Origin of the sequence: Mesorhizobium sp. M0029, assembly GCF_040323735.1 — a bacterium.
Classification (GTDB): domain Bacteria; phylum Pseudomonadota; class Alphaproteobacteria; order Rhizobiales; family Rhizobiaceae; genus Mesorhizobium.
In genome coordinates, this window is the sequence record NZ_JAMYVF010000001.1 from 349,097 (window position 1) to 364,813 (window position 15,717).

A 15,717-nucleotide genomic window follows, 5' to 3' on the forward strand; every position below is an offset into this window, starting at 1 on the left:
ACCCAAAAGCCTCGTTGTGAACAAATTCCTAGAGTATTTCTTAGAGTGACGTTTACAATGTCTATGCCACTCTTCCATCAACACGGAAGGTGATTTGATGGCCGAAACATCAATCGAATGGACAGATGCGACCTGGAACCCGGTCGCCGGCTGCACCATCCTCACTGCCGGATGTACAAATTGCTACGCGATGAGGATGGCTGCTCGGCTGGAGGCCATGGGAGTCGACAAGTATGCGGGGGTGACACGCAAAACCGGCGGCAAAGCGAAATGGACAGGCAAGATTAAGCTCGATCACGCATCGCTTTCTGTTCCGCAAGAATGGAAGAAACCCAAGCGTGTCTTCGTAAACTCAATGTCGGATCTCTTCCATGCGGAAGTGCCAACGGCCTTCATCGCTGAGATATGGCAGGTCATGGCAGCTACGCCTCGCCACACTTATCAAATTCTGACAAAGCGGCCCGATAGGATGTCGGAGGTACTTTCCTCCCCCGAGTTTAATGTGCTTCCGAACGTCTGGCTCGGCACCAGTGTCGAAGATAGTCGTGTGCTGTACAGGCTGGATGAACTCCGGGCGGTTCCTGCGGCCGTGAGATTTGTTTCATTCGAACCCCTGATCGGCTCTGTCGCCGGCGCCAATCTTAAAAGCATTCACTGGGCAATCGTCGGAGGCGAAAGCGGACCGCAGGCTAGGCCGCTAGACACCCGATGGGTGGACGAGATTTTCGACCAATGCACCGATGCGGACACAGCGTTCTTCTTCAAACAGTGGGGCGGCAAGAACAAGAAGGTGACAGGCCGCACCTATCGTGACCGGCTTTGGGACGATCTTCCCGATTTGAGAATATGAGAGGCCATCTTTGTCGCTAGTGCGACTGCGGCCGGACTAGTGTTTGACACAGCGAAAAAAAGTGAAGCCAGTGGCGCGCCGCCTTTGTGATGAAGGCGAACTGGGTCCAAAACAGCCCCTTTGAATACTGTGCGCAGGCGCTCCTTCACGTAGGATTCGATAGCGTTCACATCCGCTCGTCGAACTGCTTGCCCGTTCGTTTCGAATAGGTCTTGGCGCGCACCTTCGTGACCATACCAACGCTCCCGCCAATCGGTTGCTCCTAGAACGCGATCCAGGCTTGCCTGCTTGCTCGGATCGAGCTTTGCTGGGTCATGGGGAGCATTTCGGTAGAGACCTGATAACGGAAAGAAATACCAACAGTCTAAGGCTTCTGTTGCTGCGATGGCCTTTACCGTGTTCCAGGAAACCTCCATGCCGTAGGGATCGAGAAAGACAACGCCACGAATTCCACGGCCGACAGTCTCCGGTCCGCGCCAATTTGTGCGCTTGCAAAGGCGCTGGACAAGATCGTTAGCATCCCCGTTTCGAGCAATTATCTTGCGATCGGGATACTCAGAGATCAGCTCCTCGAGCTGCGCAAAACGGGAATTATCTTGTTCGATCAGCACGATAGAATGCATCGGCGGGTCGACCTCGATTGCAATCCTGGCTGATCCCCGTGTGGTTACTTCTTCTGGTTCTGCCATTTCTGAACCGAAGAGAGGAAGACCGGGGCGGACTTCTGTACGGGTCCCCGAGCCGGCAAAAGCGTCGATGTAAACGCAAGCGAAATCCTGATCGCGCAAAGCGATAGCGAAGGCTTGGAGATATTCCTGTAAGCAACGGAGCTTTTTAGGGGTGTCTGGCCCCCCAAAGACGTGTGTTACCATCGTCGTCATCCTCCACCCTCGTACATCGATACGCAGAATGAGTGGAGTGTCTAGGAGGAACTATGTCATAGGGGTGTATTTATTGCGCATAGAGGCTGAATGATTTCGTCTACCCAGATATCGACCGCCGTATCGGTGCGCTTTACAGTATCGGGGATGCCATCCTGCAATCTCGTGCCCACTGCGGGTGTAGGCGCCTGCCTTCGCCTACATGGCCGCGCCCCATGGGTGACGCGATTTCCATCAAATCAGGTGTTGAACTTGAACAGCAGCACGTCGCCGTCCTGGACGACATATTCCTTGCCTTCGTCGCGCGCCTTGCCGGCCTCCTTGGCCGCCACTTCGCCGCCCAGCGTGACGTAGTCGTTATAGGCGATGGTCTGGGCGCGGATGAAGCCGCGCTCGAAGTCGGTGTGGATGACGCCGGCGGCCTGCGGGGCCTTGTCGCCCTTGTGGATGGTCCAGGCGCGCGTCTCTTTCGGCCCGGCGGTGAAATAGGTGATGAGATGCAACAGATCATAGCCGGCGCGGATGACCTTGTTGAGGCCGGGTTCGTCGAGACCGAGCGACGACAGGAACTCCATCTCTTCTTCGTCCGAGAGCTGGGCGACTTCGGCCTCGATCGCGGCCGAGATTACGACGGTGCCGGCGCCCTGCGCTGTCGCCATCTTTTCCACGGCCTTGGTGTGCTCGTTGCCGGTGGCGGCGTCGGCTTCGGCGACGTTGCAGACATAGAGCACGGGGTGCGAGGTCAACAGGTTCAGCCCCTGCAGGATGCGCAAATCCTCGGCTGAAATGCCCTTGAGCAGGATGCGGGCCGGCTTGCCGGCCTGCAGCAGCTCGAGCGCTGCCTCCATCATCGGCAGCACGGTGGTTGCTTCCTTGTCCTTGCTGCCGGCGCGCTTGCGGAACTGCACGATGCGGCGCTCGAGGCTGTCGAGGTCGGCGAGCATCAGCTCGGTCTCGACCGTATCGGCGTCGGCGACAGGGTCGATCTTGCCCTCGACATGGGTGATGTCGTCATCCTCGAAGCAGCGCAGCACGTGGACGATGGCGTCGACCTCGCGGATGTTGGCGAGGAACTGGTTGCCCAGCCCTTCGCCCTTGGAGGCGCCGCGCACCAGGCCGGCAATGTCGACGAAGGAGATGCGGGTCGGGATGATCTCTGTCGACTTGGCGATCGCGGCGATCTTCTGCAGCCGCGGGTCAGGCACTGCCACCTCGCCGGTGTTCGGTTCGATGGTGCAGAACGGATAGTTGGCGGCCTGCGCCGCCGCCGTCCTGGTCAACGCGTTGAAAAGCGTCGACTTGCCGACGTTGGGCAAGCCAACGATACCGCATTTGAAACCCATGTTCGTCCGGTCCTATCGGGAAACTAGAAATTTGATGAGGGCTATGGGCGATAGGGGTAAGGAACGTCAAGCCCTGCGGTCCCGATCCTATCGAAGCTCAGTCCTTCTTGCCGAACAGCTTCTTCAACATCGCCGCCATCGGGCCGCTTTCCGGCAGCTTGGCTGGCGCCTGCTGCGGTCGGGCCTGGCGGATGTGGCTCTGGGCTTTCGGGCTCTGCGTGTTCGGCGCCTTGGGCGGCGGGCGGTCGTCGTCGCTGGTCGGCACGAGCTTGTCGCGAAGCGCCAGCGTGATGCGGTTCATGAAGGAACTGTCTTCGCCCTTGGCCAGCAGTCCGGCATCGTCGGCGATGGTGTCGAGCAGCACGTCCAGCCACCCGCGGTCGGCCTTGGCGAAGTCGCCTAGGACATGGCCGTGCACCATTTCCGGGACACCGGGGTGGCCGACGCCGATGCGCACGCGGCGAAAATTCTTGCCGACATGCTGGTCGAGCGAGCGGATGCCGTTGTGGCCGCCGGCGCCGCCACCGACCTTGACCCGCAATTTGCCGGCGGGCAGGTCGATCTCGTCATAGAAGACGGTCAGCGCCTCGGGGCCGAGCTTGTAGAAGCGCAAGGCTTCGCCGACCGCCTGTCCCGACAGGTTCATGAAGGTCTGCGGCTTGATCAGCAGAATCTTCTCGCCGGCAATCGTGCCTTCGGCGATCAGGCCCTGGAACTTCTTCGACCAGGGCGAAAACGAATGGCGGCGGGCAATTGCGTCCGCCGCCATGAAGCCGACATTGTGCCGGTTATCAGCGTATTTCGCGCCCGGATTGCCGAGGCCTGCAAAAACAAGCATCGTCTGCTCCGGGCTCGAAAATTACTTCTCTTCGGCAGCAGGGGCCGCCGCTTCGGGGGCTGCCGCTTCCACCGTCTCTTCCGTCTCCGGCTTCATCGCCGAGGAGCCGGCAATGGTCGCGATGGTGAAGTCGCGGTCGGAGATCACCGGCTTGACGCCGGCCGGCAAGGTAACCGCCGAGATGTGGATCGAATCGCCAATGTCGGCGCCGGTGAGATCGACGGTGATGAATTCCGGGATCGCATTGGCCGGGCAGTGGAACTCGACTTCGTGACGCACGATGTTGAGCACGCCGCCGCGCTTGATGCCGGGCGACTTGTCTTCATTGATGAAGTGGACAGGCACGTCGACGTTGACCTCGGTGTCCTTGCCGATGCGCAGGAAGTCGACATGGACCGGGAAATCCTTGACCGGGTCGAGCTGGAAATCCTTGGGCAGAACCTGGATTTTCTTGCCGTCGACATCGATCGTGGCGATCGTGGTCAAAAATCCGCCGCCATGGATTTTGTAGAAGACGTCCTTGTAGTTCAGCGCAATCGCCAGGGGAGGCTGTCTGTCGCCGTAGATAACTGCAGGCACTTTACCGTTGCGGCGAACTGCACGGGCGGACCCCTTACCGACCTGTTCGCGCGCTTCGGCCTTGAGCTCGTAAGTATCGTGGCTCATGGCATTTCCTTTCGCGTTTATGGAGCGTTTGCGGTGGCAGTGTGCCTGGACCGTAAACGTCGAAAGCCGCCAGGCCTGGATGTCCGAATGCCAGAACCGCATACGCGGAGCTTTGTTCGGGATCACAAGGGAAGGCAGCCTTCCGCCGCGTTGCCTCCAAGGGTGTCTACGCGGGTGGCGGCTCTATAGCGGAAGGCGGGAAAGGGTGCAAGCCATGGCGGGCAAGGGCGCCCGATCCTGCGTTGGGCGCCGCATTGCGCTCAGGCCGGCAGGTCGGCGGGCGGATTTGATCCGTTTCCCTTGGCGCCACCCAGCGTGGACAGCGCGCTCAGCAGTTTAGTCCGGTCCTTGCCGATCATCAGCACGCCGCTGTCGGGCGCCAGCAGCGCCGAGAACGGCAGCATGGCGGCGCCGATCGAGGACGCTTCGGGGCCGAATTGCCCCGGCACGATCTCCGGCGCCACGATGCCGATGGCGCTGGCCTGGTTGAACTGGGCCTGCACCCTTGCCAGCAGTTCGAGATGGATCGGCCTGGGCAGGATCGAGTCGAGAACGATGGCCTCGATGTCGATGATGGAGGTGATGGCGATGATCGCCTCGACCAGCGCGCTCGCACAATCGTCGATCCATTCGAACAGCGGCACGCGCGCTTCGGCTGGCAACGGATCGAGTTCCCGCACACGATTAATCACCACGCCGCGCGACCTCAGGTGATTGACCAGCACATAGATCGAGGCGCGATGCAGCAGGCTCTGGTAGCGCGCAGGCTTCGCCGCCACCGAATCGAGGCTTGAGGGCGAGACCGGCAAGGGTCCGAGGGCAGCGCTGTTGCCATGCGGCCCGGTGTGGACCCTGCCGCCTTGCACCAGGCCGCCGCCGACAAAAGTGTCGATCGAGATGTGCATGAAATCGCGGAAGCGGGCGCCGGCGCCCTGGACAAGTTCGGCCAGCGCCGCCGACGTGGCGTCGTTTTCCACGAACACCGGCGTCTTCGCCGGCGTGGCAAAGCATGTCGTCAGGTCGATCGCCTCCCAGCGGCTGCCGAGATCGTCGGGAAAGCCGAGTTCCTCGCTCCAGCCGCCGAGGAAATAGGGTGAGGCAATGCCGACGCCGACGATGCTGGCATCGCCAAGCCCATCCACCAGCTTTTCGAAGGTGGCCAGCGCCATGTTGCCGGCCTTCAGCACCAAATCAGGATCGGGGAAGCGGTATTCGTGCGACTCTCTTGCGCGGATTTCACCGGCGAAGTCGACCAGAACGGCTTCAAGCGCACGCCGGCCGATCTTGATACCGACGCTGTAGATGCGCTCCGGCGTCAGCCGGTACAGCGTGGAGGGCGAACCGCGCTGCCCGAACCTTTTTCCCACTTGCTTTACGAATCCGGAAGATTCCAGGCCGTCGACGATGGCAGCGACGGCCGCCGGCGTCAGGCTTGCCGCGCGCGCCAGATCGGACTTGGAGGCTTCCTTGAGGCGACGGATGGCGTCGAGCACGAAACGCTCATTATAGTGCCGAACTTTGACAGAATTGCTGCCTTTCCCTGACAAAACCCGCACTCCCCAAATGTCCCGTTCCCGGCGCGAAGCCCGCAAACCACCTGCGGCCGAGCGCACCCTGCGGTGCCTATGTTGGCGGCGACAGTGCGCGTCGGAACCATGGAAGTCAATTTTGCCGTTGCGCCTTTGCGCTATTTAATATAGCAAATTGAAAAAATAACGGTCAGGGAGGAGACGTGCTGCACTCGGGCACACAAAGCGAAGCCGACGCTGCGGTGGTGCGGGCTGTTCCTGTTGCCCTGGTTCAGGCGACGAAGGCTTTCGGCGGCACGATTGCGCTCAAGGACGCCTCCTTCGAATTGCACTCCGGCGAGGTGCTGGCGCTGCTTGGCGAAAACGGCGCCGGCAAGAGCACCTGCGTGAAGCTTCTCGCCGGTGTGCATTCTCCCACCAGCGGTCATGTCGAGGTTGACGGCAAATCAGCCGTCTTCCATTCGCCGCATGACGCGCAGGCGGCCGGCATTGCGGTCATGCACCAGCATCCTGGCCTGTTTCCCGATCTGTCGGTGGCGGAGAACATCTATCTCGGCCACATGCCGCGCGACCGCTTTGGCGGCATCGACAATGCCGCCATGCTGGCCGGCGCCCGCAAGGTGCTGGCTACCGTCGGGCTCGACGTGCCGGCGGCAACGCGGCTGGGAACACTGCGTACCTCTGAACAACAACTGGTCGAGATCGCCCGCGCGCTGTCGCTGGATGCCCGCGTGCTGATCATGGACGAACCGACGGCGGCGCTGTCGCAGCGCGAGGTCGAGCGGCTGTTTTCCGTCGTTGCCGATCTCAGGCTGCACGGCGTGGCGATGATGTTCGTCGGCCACCGTATGGACGAGATCTTCCGCATCGCCGACCGCATCGCGGTGCTGCGCGACGGGCGCCTGATCGGCGTCAAGCCGAAGGCCGAGCTTGGCCGTGCTGCCGCCATCAGCATGATGGTCGGGCGTGAAGTCACCGACCTCTATCCCGAACGGCGCCATGCCTCAGGCGCGCTGGTGCTGGAGGCGAAGGGACTTTCGCGCGCCGGCGGGTTTGCCGGTATCGACCTCAAGCTTCACGCCGGCGAGGTGCTGGGGCTTGGCGGCCTGGTCGGCAGCGGACGCACCGAGATTGCGCGCGTGCTGTTCGGTATCGACCGGCCCGACGCCGGCGAAATCCTGATCGACGGCAAGCCCGTGCAGTTCGCCTCGGCGCGCGACGCCATGGATGCGCGCATCGCCTATGTGTCGGAAGATCGCATGGGCCAGAGCCTGGTGATGGATTTCTCCATCCTCGACAATGCGGTGCTACCTGTTCTCGACAAGGCCGCACAACGCGGTCTCTACGGCACCGACCGCGCCATCGGTCTGGTGGCGGACTGGCTGAAGCGCATGAAGCTGCGCTTTTCCGGCTACGGGCAGCCGGTGAAAGAGTTATCCGGCGGCAACCAGCAGAAGGTGGTGCTGGCCAAATGGCTGCGCACCGAGCCGCGCGTGCTCATCCTCGACGAGCCGACGCAAGGCATCGATGTCGGTACCAAGGCGGAAGTGCATGCAATGATCGCTGACCTTGCCGCGCAAGGCATGGCGATCCTGCTGATCTCGTCAGAGATGCCCGAGCTGATCGGCATGTGCGACCGCATTATCGTGTTGCGCGAAGGCCGCCAGACTGCCGAGTTTTCGCGCGGGCAAGCCACGCAGGAAAAGGTACTGGAAGCGGCGACCAGGACCGATGAACGTGCCGGCCAGGCAGCGCAGATAGAACGCGCCGCCGAGGAGGAAAAGGCAAAAGGACCGTTCGATTTTCTGAAGCGGCGGGAATTCGGCCTGCTTGCGGCGATGCTCGCCGTCGCCATTCCGGTCACCATCATCAACCCGCGCATGGTGAGCGCGGCGAACCTCACCGCTGTGTCGATGGACGCGGCCTTGCTGATTGTCGCCGCACTGGCGCAGATGCTGGTGCTGATCACCCGCAACATCGACCTGTCGATCGCAGCTGTGATCGGCCTCTCCGCCTATATGGCGGCCAGCATGGTTCAGGCCTATCCCGGATTGGACATCGGCATCGGCCTGATCACCGCCTGCGCGGTCGGCGGCTTTGCCGGACTGCTCAACGGCCTTGTCGTTACCAGGGGAAAGATCCCGGCCATCGTCGTTACGCTGGCTTCGATGTCGATCTTCCGCGGCTTCAACTCGATCTGGGCGGCGGGCGACCAGGTCAGCGCCGACGAAGTCACGCAAGCCTGGCTCGACATGACCGGGCTGAAGATCGCCGGCGTGCCGCTGATCGTCGTCATCGCTATTGTCATCCTGTGCGCCGGCTATGTGCTGCTCTATCGCACCGCAACCGGACGCGAGCTGTTTGCCACCGGCTCCAACCCGGACGGCGCACGGCTGATCGGCATTCCGATCGACCGGCGCATCCTGCTGGCCTTCGGCATGGCCGGCCTGCTTGGCGGCCTGTGCGGGGCGCTGTGGGCATCGCGTTACGCCACCATCGATGCCCGCGTCGCGCTCGGCTTCGAGCTCACCGTGATCGCCTCCGCCGTGGTCGGCGGCGTCGCCATCCGCGGCGGCTCGGGCACGCTGCTCGGCATCATCCTTGGCGCGCTCACGCTCTTGGTCATCAAGAACGGGCTGACGCTGGTGCGTGTCGACCCGCTCTGGCTGCAGGGCGTCTATGGCCTGGTGATCCTGGTTGCCATCGGCATCGACACCTTCATCGCGCGGCGTGCCGAACAGGCAAGACAGGCGAGGGCGAGATGAGAAAGTTTATCCGCTCGATCGACTTCTGGGATCTGCTGCTGGCGACCGCCTGCCTCGCTGTCTTCGTCTATGCGGCGGTCTTCGTGCCGAATTTCGTTTCCGGCTTTAACCTTTCTCAACTGGCGGCGAGCGCCTCGGAAAAGGCGTTGCTGATCCTGCCGATGACGCTGCTCATCATCACCCGCGAGATCGACCTGTCGATCGCCTCTGTGCTGGCGCTGACATCCGTGGTGTTTGGCCTGCTCGTCCAGGGCGGCGTGCCGACGCTCGCGGCCATTCCGCTGACGCTGGTCTTCGGCGGCCTGCTCGGCGCCTTCAATGGCTATCTGGTTTCAGGGCTGGGGCTGCAGTCGCTGGTGGTGACGCTCGGCACCATGGCGCTCTATCGGGGCATTGGCTACATCCTGCTCGGCACCGGTTCGGTCAACATATTGCCGCCGGCGGTCGTCGATTTCGGCATCAGCAATCTGCCGGGCACACAAATCCCGTGGACCATCGTGCCGTTCCTGCTGCTGGCGCCGATCTTCGCGGTGGTGCTGCAGAAGACGCCGACCGGCAAGCGCATCTATGCGCTCGGCGGCAGCCCCGAAGTGGCGCGTTTTTCCGGCATCGATACGCGCAAAATGGTGCTGAAGCTGTTCGTCGTTTCGGGCATGGTCGCAGCCATCGCCGGCATCGTCTATACCGCGCGCCTCTCCAACGCCCGCGCCAACAATGCGCTCGGCATGGAGCTCGATGTCATCACCATCGTGCTGCTCGGCGGCGTCAGCGTCTTCGGTGGTAAGGGGCGGCTCACGGGGGTCATGCTGGCGCTGCTGTTGATCGCCATCATCCGAAATGTGCTGGCGCTCAACCAGATCGGCGGCGATGCTCAAGGCATGATCATCGGCCTGCTTCTGATCGGCTCGCTGCTGGTCGGCAATTACTGGCGCTCCCTGGAGGAGCGGCTGTCAAGATCGCGCGTCCTGCGCGAAACCAAGGGGTGATCTCGGGCCCCTTTCTTCAAGCCCGAATTCTGACGGAGGAGACACAATGAAAGCGTTTAGAATAGCCCTGCTCGCATCCGCGGTTCTGCTTGCGCCGGCCTCGCTGGCCTACAGCCAGGAATGCGCCAAGGAACCGGTGACCGTCGGCTTCCTGCCCAAGCTCGACACCGATCCCTACTTCAAGGTGGCTTTCGGCGGCGCCGAGGAGGCTGCGAAGGAAATTGGCGGCACCGCCACCCAGGTTGCCCCTTCGCAAGCGACGGCCGAGGCACAGATCGAATTCATCAACAGCCTTGTGTCGCAGAAGGTCGGGGTCATCGCTATCGCCGGCAACGACGCCAATGCGGTTGCGCCTGCGCTGAAGCGCGCCGTTCAGCAAGGCGTCCGGGTGATCTCGTACGATTCCGACGTCGCGGCCGATGCGCGCGCGGTGTTCGTGAACCAGGTGAAGGGCGACAGTCTGGCCGAAATGATGCTGGAAAGCGCATTCAACCTCAGCGGCGGCGAAGGCGAGTTCGCCATCCTGTCGTCGACGCCGACGGCGACCAACCAGAACGCCTGGATCGACTTCATGAAGGCGAAGATGGCGGCAGAGCCGAAATACGCCAAGATGAAACTGGTGCAGGTCGCCTATGGCGAGGAGAGCGAGCAGGTCAACCAGCAGCAGGCCTTGGCGCTGGTGCAGGCGTTTCCGGATCTCAAGGTGATCATCGTGCCGGCAGGCATTGGCCTTCCGGCGGCCGCGCGCGCACTCGAGGAAGCCGGCATGATCGGCAAGGTCAAGCTGACCGGCCTTGCGCCGGCCACTTTGATTTCGAAATACATCAAGGATGGCGCTGCCCAGGATATCTGGTGGAATGTCACCGATCTCGGCTACCTGACCTATCAGGCGGCCCAGGCGCTGGCGCAGTGCAAGATCACCGGCAAGGAAGGTGAGAAGTTCACGGCGGGCAGGCTCGGCGAATACACGATCGGCGCCAGCGGCGAACTGATCCTTGGCCCGGCCAAGATCGTGACGCCGGAAAACCTGGCCGAGTTTAAGTTCTAAGCCTCCCAAGGCCCGGCGGGCGCCGGTTCAAGCCGGCGCCCGCTCGTTCAATTGTCAGTCGAAAAGCGTGAGGGCGACGATGAAACTCTTGCTGGCAGGCGAGACCTTCGCGGCGACGACGTCGGTCGCTGCCGGCGGCGACGTTCTGACAAGTGCGACATGGGTGAATGGCGCGACGGCCTTCAATGCCGCCCTTGCCGCAGAGGGCATAGCGGTGACGCAGATCGGTGGCGATCGCTGTGCGGCCGAATTTCCGTATGACCTCGACGCGCTGGCCGAATACCAGGCGGTGGTGATCTCCGATGTCGGCGCGCTGACCTTGCTGGTCACGCCGGAGGCCCGCGCCGGGCGCATCGGCGTCAACCGCCTCGACGTCCTCAAGGCCTATGTCGAAGGCGGCGGCGGGCTGATGCTGGCCGGCGGCTATATGGGGTTCCAAGGCATGTTCGGCACGGCGCGTTTCCACGACACCCCGGTCGAGGACGTGCTGCCCGTGCGCTGCCTGCCATTCTCGGACGGGCTGGAAGTGCCGCAAGGCCTGCAGCCGTCGATCCTTCAGGCGTCGCATCCGATCCTTGCCGGTGTCGCGGGTCCGTTGCCGCCGATCCTCGGCATGAACAAACTCGATTTCAGGCGCGATGGCTCGTCCCAGCTTCTGGCGACCTGCCATTATCGCGGCACGGACTGGCCGCTGCTTGCGGTTCGTGAGCATGGCCGTGGCCGCACCGTCGCGTGGGCGACCGACATCGGCCCACACTGGCTGTCGCAGGACTTTTTGGGATGGCCGCTCTACGGCAAGCTGATGGGCAACGTCGTGCGCTGGCTGGCCGGCAAGGATTAAGCCTGGCGTGTTTGTAGGGCAGCTAGTCCGGCTTGCTGCTCAACGCTTCGCGCAGCGCCTGGATCCGCCGATTCAAGGCATCGAGATCAGCCATCGTCATGCCCGAGCGTTCGATCAGGGTTTCGTTGAGGCAGTTGCACTGGACGAGCAGCGCGCGGCCGGCAGGCGTCAGGTCGACCTGCACTTGGCGCTCGTCCGTCTGGCTGCGCTGGCGGGTGACGAGACCGGCCTGTTCCATGCGCTTCACCAGCGGGGTGATGGTGCTCGATTCCAAAGCGAGCCTGTGCGCAATCGAGCCGACCGACATCCCGCCGGCTTCGGCAAGTGCGTTCAGCACGAGATATTGCGGATAGGTGATGCCCATCTCGTCCAGCATGGGCTTGTAGGTGCGGTTGATTGCCATGCTGGTGGCGTAAAGCGTGAAGCAGAGCTGGTTGTCCAACGGGAGAGGCACGAGGCATTCCTTTGCCGACTGAGCACATCAATATGTACCACGAAAAATGATATCGCGATATATTTTTCTGTAGACAAGGATTTGGACCTGCGCTAATCTTATGGTTATCGCGATATTTATTATCGCGGAAGCAATCAATGGAGAGCGAGATGACCAAGCCCGGCAGCAGCACGATCACCACCAAGGACGGCACCGAAATTTTCTACAAGGATTGGGGAACGGGACAACCCATCGTCTTCCATCACGGCTGGCCGCTGAGCAGCGACGACTGGGACGCCCAGATGCTGTTCTTCCTTTCCAAGGGCTATCGCGTCATTGCCCATGACCGGCGCGGCCATGGCCGCTCGACCCAGACCGATACCGGCAACGAGATGGATACGTATGCCGCCGATGTCGCGGAACTTGCGGCGCATCTCGAGCTCAGAGACGCGATCCATGTCGGCCATTCTACCGGTGGCGGCGAAGTGGCCCGCTATGTCGCGAAGTACGGCTCCGGCGGCCGTGTCGCCAAGGCCGCATTGCTCGGCGCGGTGCCGCCGATCATGCTGAAGACGGCGGCCAATCCCGGCGGCCTGCCGATCGAGGTTTTCGACGGTTTCCGCTCCGCCCAGGCAGCCAACCGCGCCCAGTTTTTCCACGACGTCGCGGCCGGCCCGTTCTACGGCTTCAACCGCCCCGGCGCACAGGTGTCGCAGGCTGTCGTCGAGAATTGGTGGCGCCAGGGCATGATGGGCGGCACCAAGGCGCATTACGATTGCATCAAGGCGTTCTCGGAAACCGACTTCACCGACGATCTGAAGGCCATCGACGTGCCGGTGCTGGTGATGCATGGCGACGACGACCAGATCGTTCCGATCGCCGACTCCGCGCTGCTGGCTGTCAAGCTGCTCAAAAAGGGCGAGCTCAAGGTCTACAAGGGTTTTCCGCACGGCATGGCGACCACCCACGCCGATGTGATCAATGCCGACCTGCTGGCGTTCTTCAAGGCGTAGAATCGTTCAGTTGAATAGACATCGTCCAGTTGGATAGGCAAGGCACCCGCCGCCGGGCGGGTGCATTTGCTTTCGTCGAAATGTCAGCGGGACAGTGCCTATTTATCGACAAAACCAGTGATCAGTTTGACGGTGTCCTCGGGGTTTTCCTCCATGATCCAGTGTCCGGAAGCGGGCACGATGCCGCCCGTGACATCGGTCGCAACAAGCCGCAGGAGATCGGCTTGCGTAGTGCCAGCGGATTTTTCACCGCCGACAGCCAGTACCGGCATGGTCAGTTTGCCGCCGGCGGCGAGCATTGCCTGGTTGTCGATCGCATCCTGGTCGAAGGCTTTGAACTGCTCGAAAGCATCATGCATCGCATGCGGACGGGCATAGAGCTTGGCGTAGTGCTTGCGCGTGGCCTCGTCGATCTTCTTGGGGTCAGCCGACAGTTCGTTGTAGAAGCGATCGAGATAGATGCGCTCGCGCCCTGCGACCAGCCGCTCCATATCCGGGCCGCGGAAGTTGAAGTGCCAAAGCAGTGGGCTTTGCTTGATCTTTTCCCAGTCGCCTATGCCGGGCAGCGGCGCGTCGATGATGACCCATTTGGTGATGCGCTTGGGATATTGCGCGGCAAGCGCATAGCCGACCATGTTGCCGATGTCGTGGGTGACGAGATCTGCCTTGTCGATCTTCAGGGCATCCAACACGCCGGCGATGTCGACGGCCTGATTCTTCTTGGCGTAGCCCGCTTCCGGGTGGGCCGACAGACCCATGCCGCGCAGGTCCGGCACGATGACGGTGTGGTCCTTTGCGAGGGCGATGGCCGCGGCGCCCCACATGTCTCCGGTATCGGCAAAGCCGTGCAGCAGCACGACGGCGGGACCCTTGCCGCCAACGCGCACATAGAGTTTGGTGCCGTTGGTTTCGACGGACTGCGTCTTGAAACCCGGCGGAAAGGGAACGATGCGTGCCGTCGCCGGCAAGGTAACAAGAAGCACACCCAATACGGCCAATACGATCTTGCGCATGTCATCCCCCAGAGACGTCGAAGGCCCCAAGCCTTCGTTGATGACTATCTCTAGCAGGCTTTTCAACCAGCGCATGGTGAAAGAATCACAGAGGGCGCAGCAACGCCGCGCCCTGCGTCAAATCCGCAAAATCGACCGGTTTTATCTGGCCGCCGCTTGCGCCTTCCTGGCTTCCTTCATGTTGGGCAGGAACACCGTCAGCAGGCCGAGCAGCGGCAGATACGAGCAGATCTGGAAGACGAAATCGATGCCCTTCAAGTCGGCGACGACGCCGAGCACGGCGGCTGCAATGCCGCCCATGCCGAAGGCGAAGCCGAAGAAGATCCCGGCGATGGTGCCGACACGTCCCGGCACCAACTCCTGCGCAAACACGACGATGTTGGAGAAGGCCGAGGACAGGATCAGGCCGATCAGCACCGTCAGCACCATCGTCCATTCGAAATTGGCGTAGGGCAGCGCCAGCGTGAACGGCAGCACGCCGACGATCGAGAACCAGATCATCGCCTTCTGGCCGTAGCGGTCGCCGAACGGTCCGCCGAGCAGGATGCCCAGCGCCGAGGCGCCGAGGAACAGGAACAGCATGACCTGGCTCATCTGCACCGACACGCCGAACTTATGGATGGAATAGAAGGTGTAGTAGCTGGAGAGCGAGGCGATGTAGGCATTCTTGGTCAGCACCAGCAGCGTCAGGACGATGAGCGCACCCATCACTTTCTTGCGCGGGAAGGGCGAGACGAAGCTTGCCGCCTTGCGATTGCCCTGCGCGGCGCGCATCCGGCTGTACCAGCCGCCGACCCGCGACAAAACGATGATGCCGATCAGAGAACCGACGGCGAACCATGAAATGCTGGTCTGGCCGAAGGGCACGACGATGAAGGCAGCGAGCAACGGCCCCATCGACTGGCCGAAATTGCCGCCGACCTGGAACAAAGATTGCGCCAGGCCAAAGCGGCCGCCGGAGGCAAAGCGGGCAATGCGCGAGGATTCCGGATGGAAGATCGCCGAGCCGATGCCGATCAGCGAGGCGCCGACCAGAAGCAGCGCATAGTGGCCGGCATAGGCGAGCACGATCAGGCCAATCAGCGAGGACGCCATTCCGTAGGGCAGCGAATAGGGCATTGGCCGCTTGTCGGTGATCATGCCGATGACCGGCTGCAGCAGCGACGCCGTGACCTGGAAGGTGAAGGTCAAAAGACCGATCTGCCAGAAATCGAGACCGTAGTTCTCTTTCAGCAGCGGATAGATCGCCGGCAGCAGCGATTGCATGATGTCGTTAATGCCGTGGCAAAAGCTCACCGCCAGAATGACGGTGAAGGCGGTCGCCTGGGCTGAAGGGAGGCTGGCGCTTGGCTGCGGTGCAATGCTGGTGGCTGTCGTATCGGTCAAGGCAGGCTCCGAGGTCTTTTTGGCGGGTGTTTGCCCGCGGGCAGGCTTGGCGGCCGCTCCCGCGGACCGCCTTAAGGACGCTCGTCTGAAGCGCTTGGGCGACGCCCCTGCGGAGCGCCCTGGGG

General features: G+C 62.1%; 14 protein-coding genes. 6 read left to right on the plus strand and 8 right to left on the minus strand.

Annotated features, from left to right (window positions below; translation table 11 throughout):
* Positions 1-97: 97 nt before the first annotated feature.
* Complete coding sequence (locus NKJ76_RS01680; protein WP_023683701.1) at positions 98-850, plus strand: DUF5131 family protein; 753 nt, start codon at positions 98-100, stop codon at positions 848-850.
* Here NKJ76_RS01680 and NKJ76_RS01685 read toward each other — a convergent pair.
* The 5 genes from NKJ76_RS01685 to NKJ76_RS01705 form a co-directional block, all read right to left on the minus strand.
* Positions 805-1,731, minus strand: coding sequence for a three-Cys-motif partner protein TcmP (locus NKJ76_RS01685; protein ID WP_084627161.1), 927 nt, complete (start codon positions 1,729-1,731; stop codon positions 805-807). The two genes, NKJ76_RS01680 and NKJ76_RS01685, sit on opposite strands and share 46 nt — an antisense overlap.
* 239 nt (positions 1,732-1,970) lie before the next feature.
* Positions 1,971-3,074 (minus strand): redox-regulated ATPase YchF, encoded by a 1,104-nt coding sequence (ychF, locus tag NKJ76_RS01690; RefSeq protein WP_352536633.1) that lies wholly within the window; start codon positions 3,072-3,074, stop codon positions 1,971-1,973.
* Positions 3,075-3,171: 97 nt separating this feature from the next.
* On the minus strand, positions 3,172-3,912 hold the full coding sequence (pth, locus tag NKJ76_RS01695) for an aminoacyl-tRNA hydrolase (protein ID WP_023670036.1): 741 nt from the start codon (positions 3,910-3,912) through the stop codon (positions 3,172-3,174).
* A 21-nt stretch (positions 3,913-3,933) separates the two neighbouring features.
* Entirely contained in the window at positions 3,934-4,578 is a 645-nt protein-coding gene (locus NKJ76_RS01700; protein ID WP_023670037.1) for a 50S ribosomal protein L25/general stress protein Ctc, read from the minus strand.
* 260 nt (positions 4,579-4,838) lie between these two features.
* Positions 4,839-6,071, minus strand: a complete 1,233-nt coding sequence (locus tag NKJ76_RS01705) for an ROK family transcriptional regulator (RefSeq protein ID WP_352536634.1) — start codon at positions 6,069-6,071, stop codon at positions 4,839-4,841.
* A gap of 239 nt (positions 6,072-6,310) precedes the next feature.
* Between NKJ76_RS01705 and NKJ76_RS01710 the strand changes: the two genes are divergently transcribed.
* The 4 genes from NKJ76_RS01710 to NKJ76_RS01725 all read left to right on the plus strand — a co-directional run bounded on the left by NKJ76_RS01710 (position 6,311) and on the right by NKJ76_RS01725 (position 11,747).
* Positions 6,311-8,872: an ATP-binding cassette domain-containing protein gene (locus NKJ76_RS01710; protein WP_352536635.1), complete on the plus strand. Its 2,562-nt coding sequence runs from the start codon at positions 6,311-6,313 to the stop codon at positions 8,870-8,872.
* Complete coding sequence (locus NKJ76_RS01715) at positions 8,869-9,858, plus strand: ABC transporter permease (protein ID WP_352536636.1); 990 nt, start codon at positions 8,869-8,871, stop codon at positions 9,856-9,858. The genes NKJ76_RS01710 and NKJ76_RS01715 overlap by 4 nt, the downstream gene beginning before the upstream one ends.
* A gap of 46 nt (positions 9,859-9,904) precedes the next feature.
* The gene (locus tag NKJ76_RS01720) at positions 9,905-10,906 is read left to right on the plus strand and encodes a rhamnose ABC transporter substrate-binding protein (RefSeq protein WP_023701576.1); all 1,002 of its coding nucleotides are present in this window, start codon (positions 9,905-9,907) and stop codon (positions 10,904-10,906) included.
* A 79-nt stretch (positions 10,907-10,985) separates the two neighbouring features.
* On the plus strand, positions 10,986-11,747 hold the full coding sequence (locus tag NKJ76_RS01725; RefSeq protein ID WP_023695801.1) for a glutamine amidotransferase: 762 nt from the start codon (positions 10,986-10,988) through the stop codon (positions 11,745-11,747).
* Positions 11,748-11,769: 22 nt separating this feature from the next.
* On the opposite strand, the gene NKJ76_RS01730 is transcribed toward NKJ76_RS01725, so the two are convergent.
* Positions 11,770-12,201, minus strand: a complete 432-nt coding sequence (locus NKJ76_RS01730) for a MarR family winged helix-turn-helix transcriptional regulator (protein WP_023670043.1) — start codon at positions 12,199-12,201, stop codon at positions 11,770-11,772.
* Between the two features lie 149 nt (positions 12,202-12,350).
* Here NKJ76_RS01730 and NKJ76_RS01735 point away from each other — a divergent pair, with 149 nt between their 5' ends.
* On the plus strand, positions 12,351-13,193 hold the full coding sequence (locus tag NKJ76_RS01735) for an alpha/beta fold hydrolase (RefSeq protein ID WP_352536637.1): 843 nt from the start codon (positions 12,351-12,353) through the stop codon (positions 13,191-13,193).
* Positions 13,194-13,291: 98 nt separating this feature from the next.
* Here NKJ76_RS01735 and NKJ76_RS01740 read toward each other — a convergent pair whose 3' ends face one another.
* Both NKJ76_RS01740 and NKJ76_RS01745 read right to left on the minus strand, forming a co-directional pair.
* On the minus strand, positions 13,292-14,206 hold the full coding sequence (locus NKJ76_RS01740; protein WP_352536638.1) for an alpha/beta fold hydrolase: 915 nt from the start codon (positions 14,204-14,206) through the stop codon (positions 13,292-13,294).
* A 141-nt stretch (positions 14,207-14,347) separates the two neighbouring features.
* Complete coding sequence (locus NKJ76_RS01745; protein WP_023683712.1) at positions 14,348-15,592, minus strand: MFS transporter; 1,245 nt, start codon at positions 15,590-15,592, stop codon at positions 14,348-14,350.
* Positions 15,593-15,717: the final 125 nt, after the last annotated feature.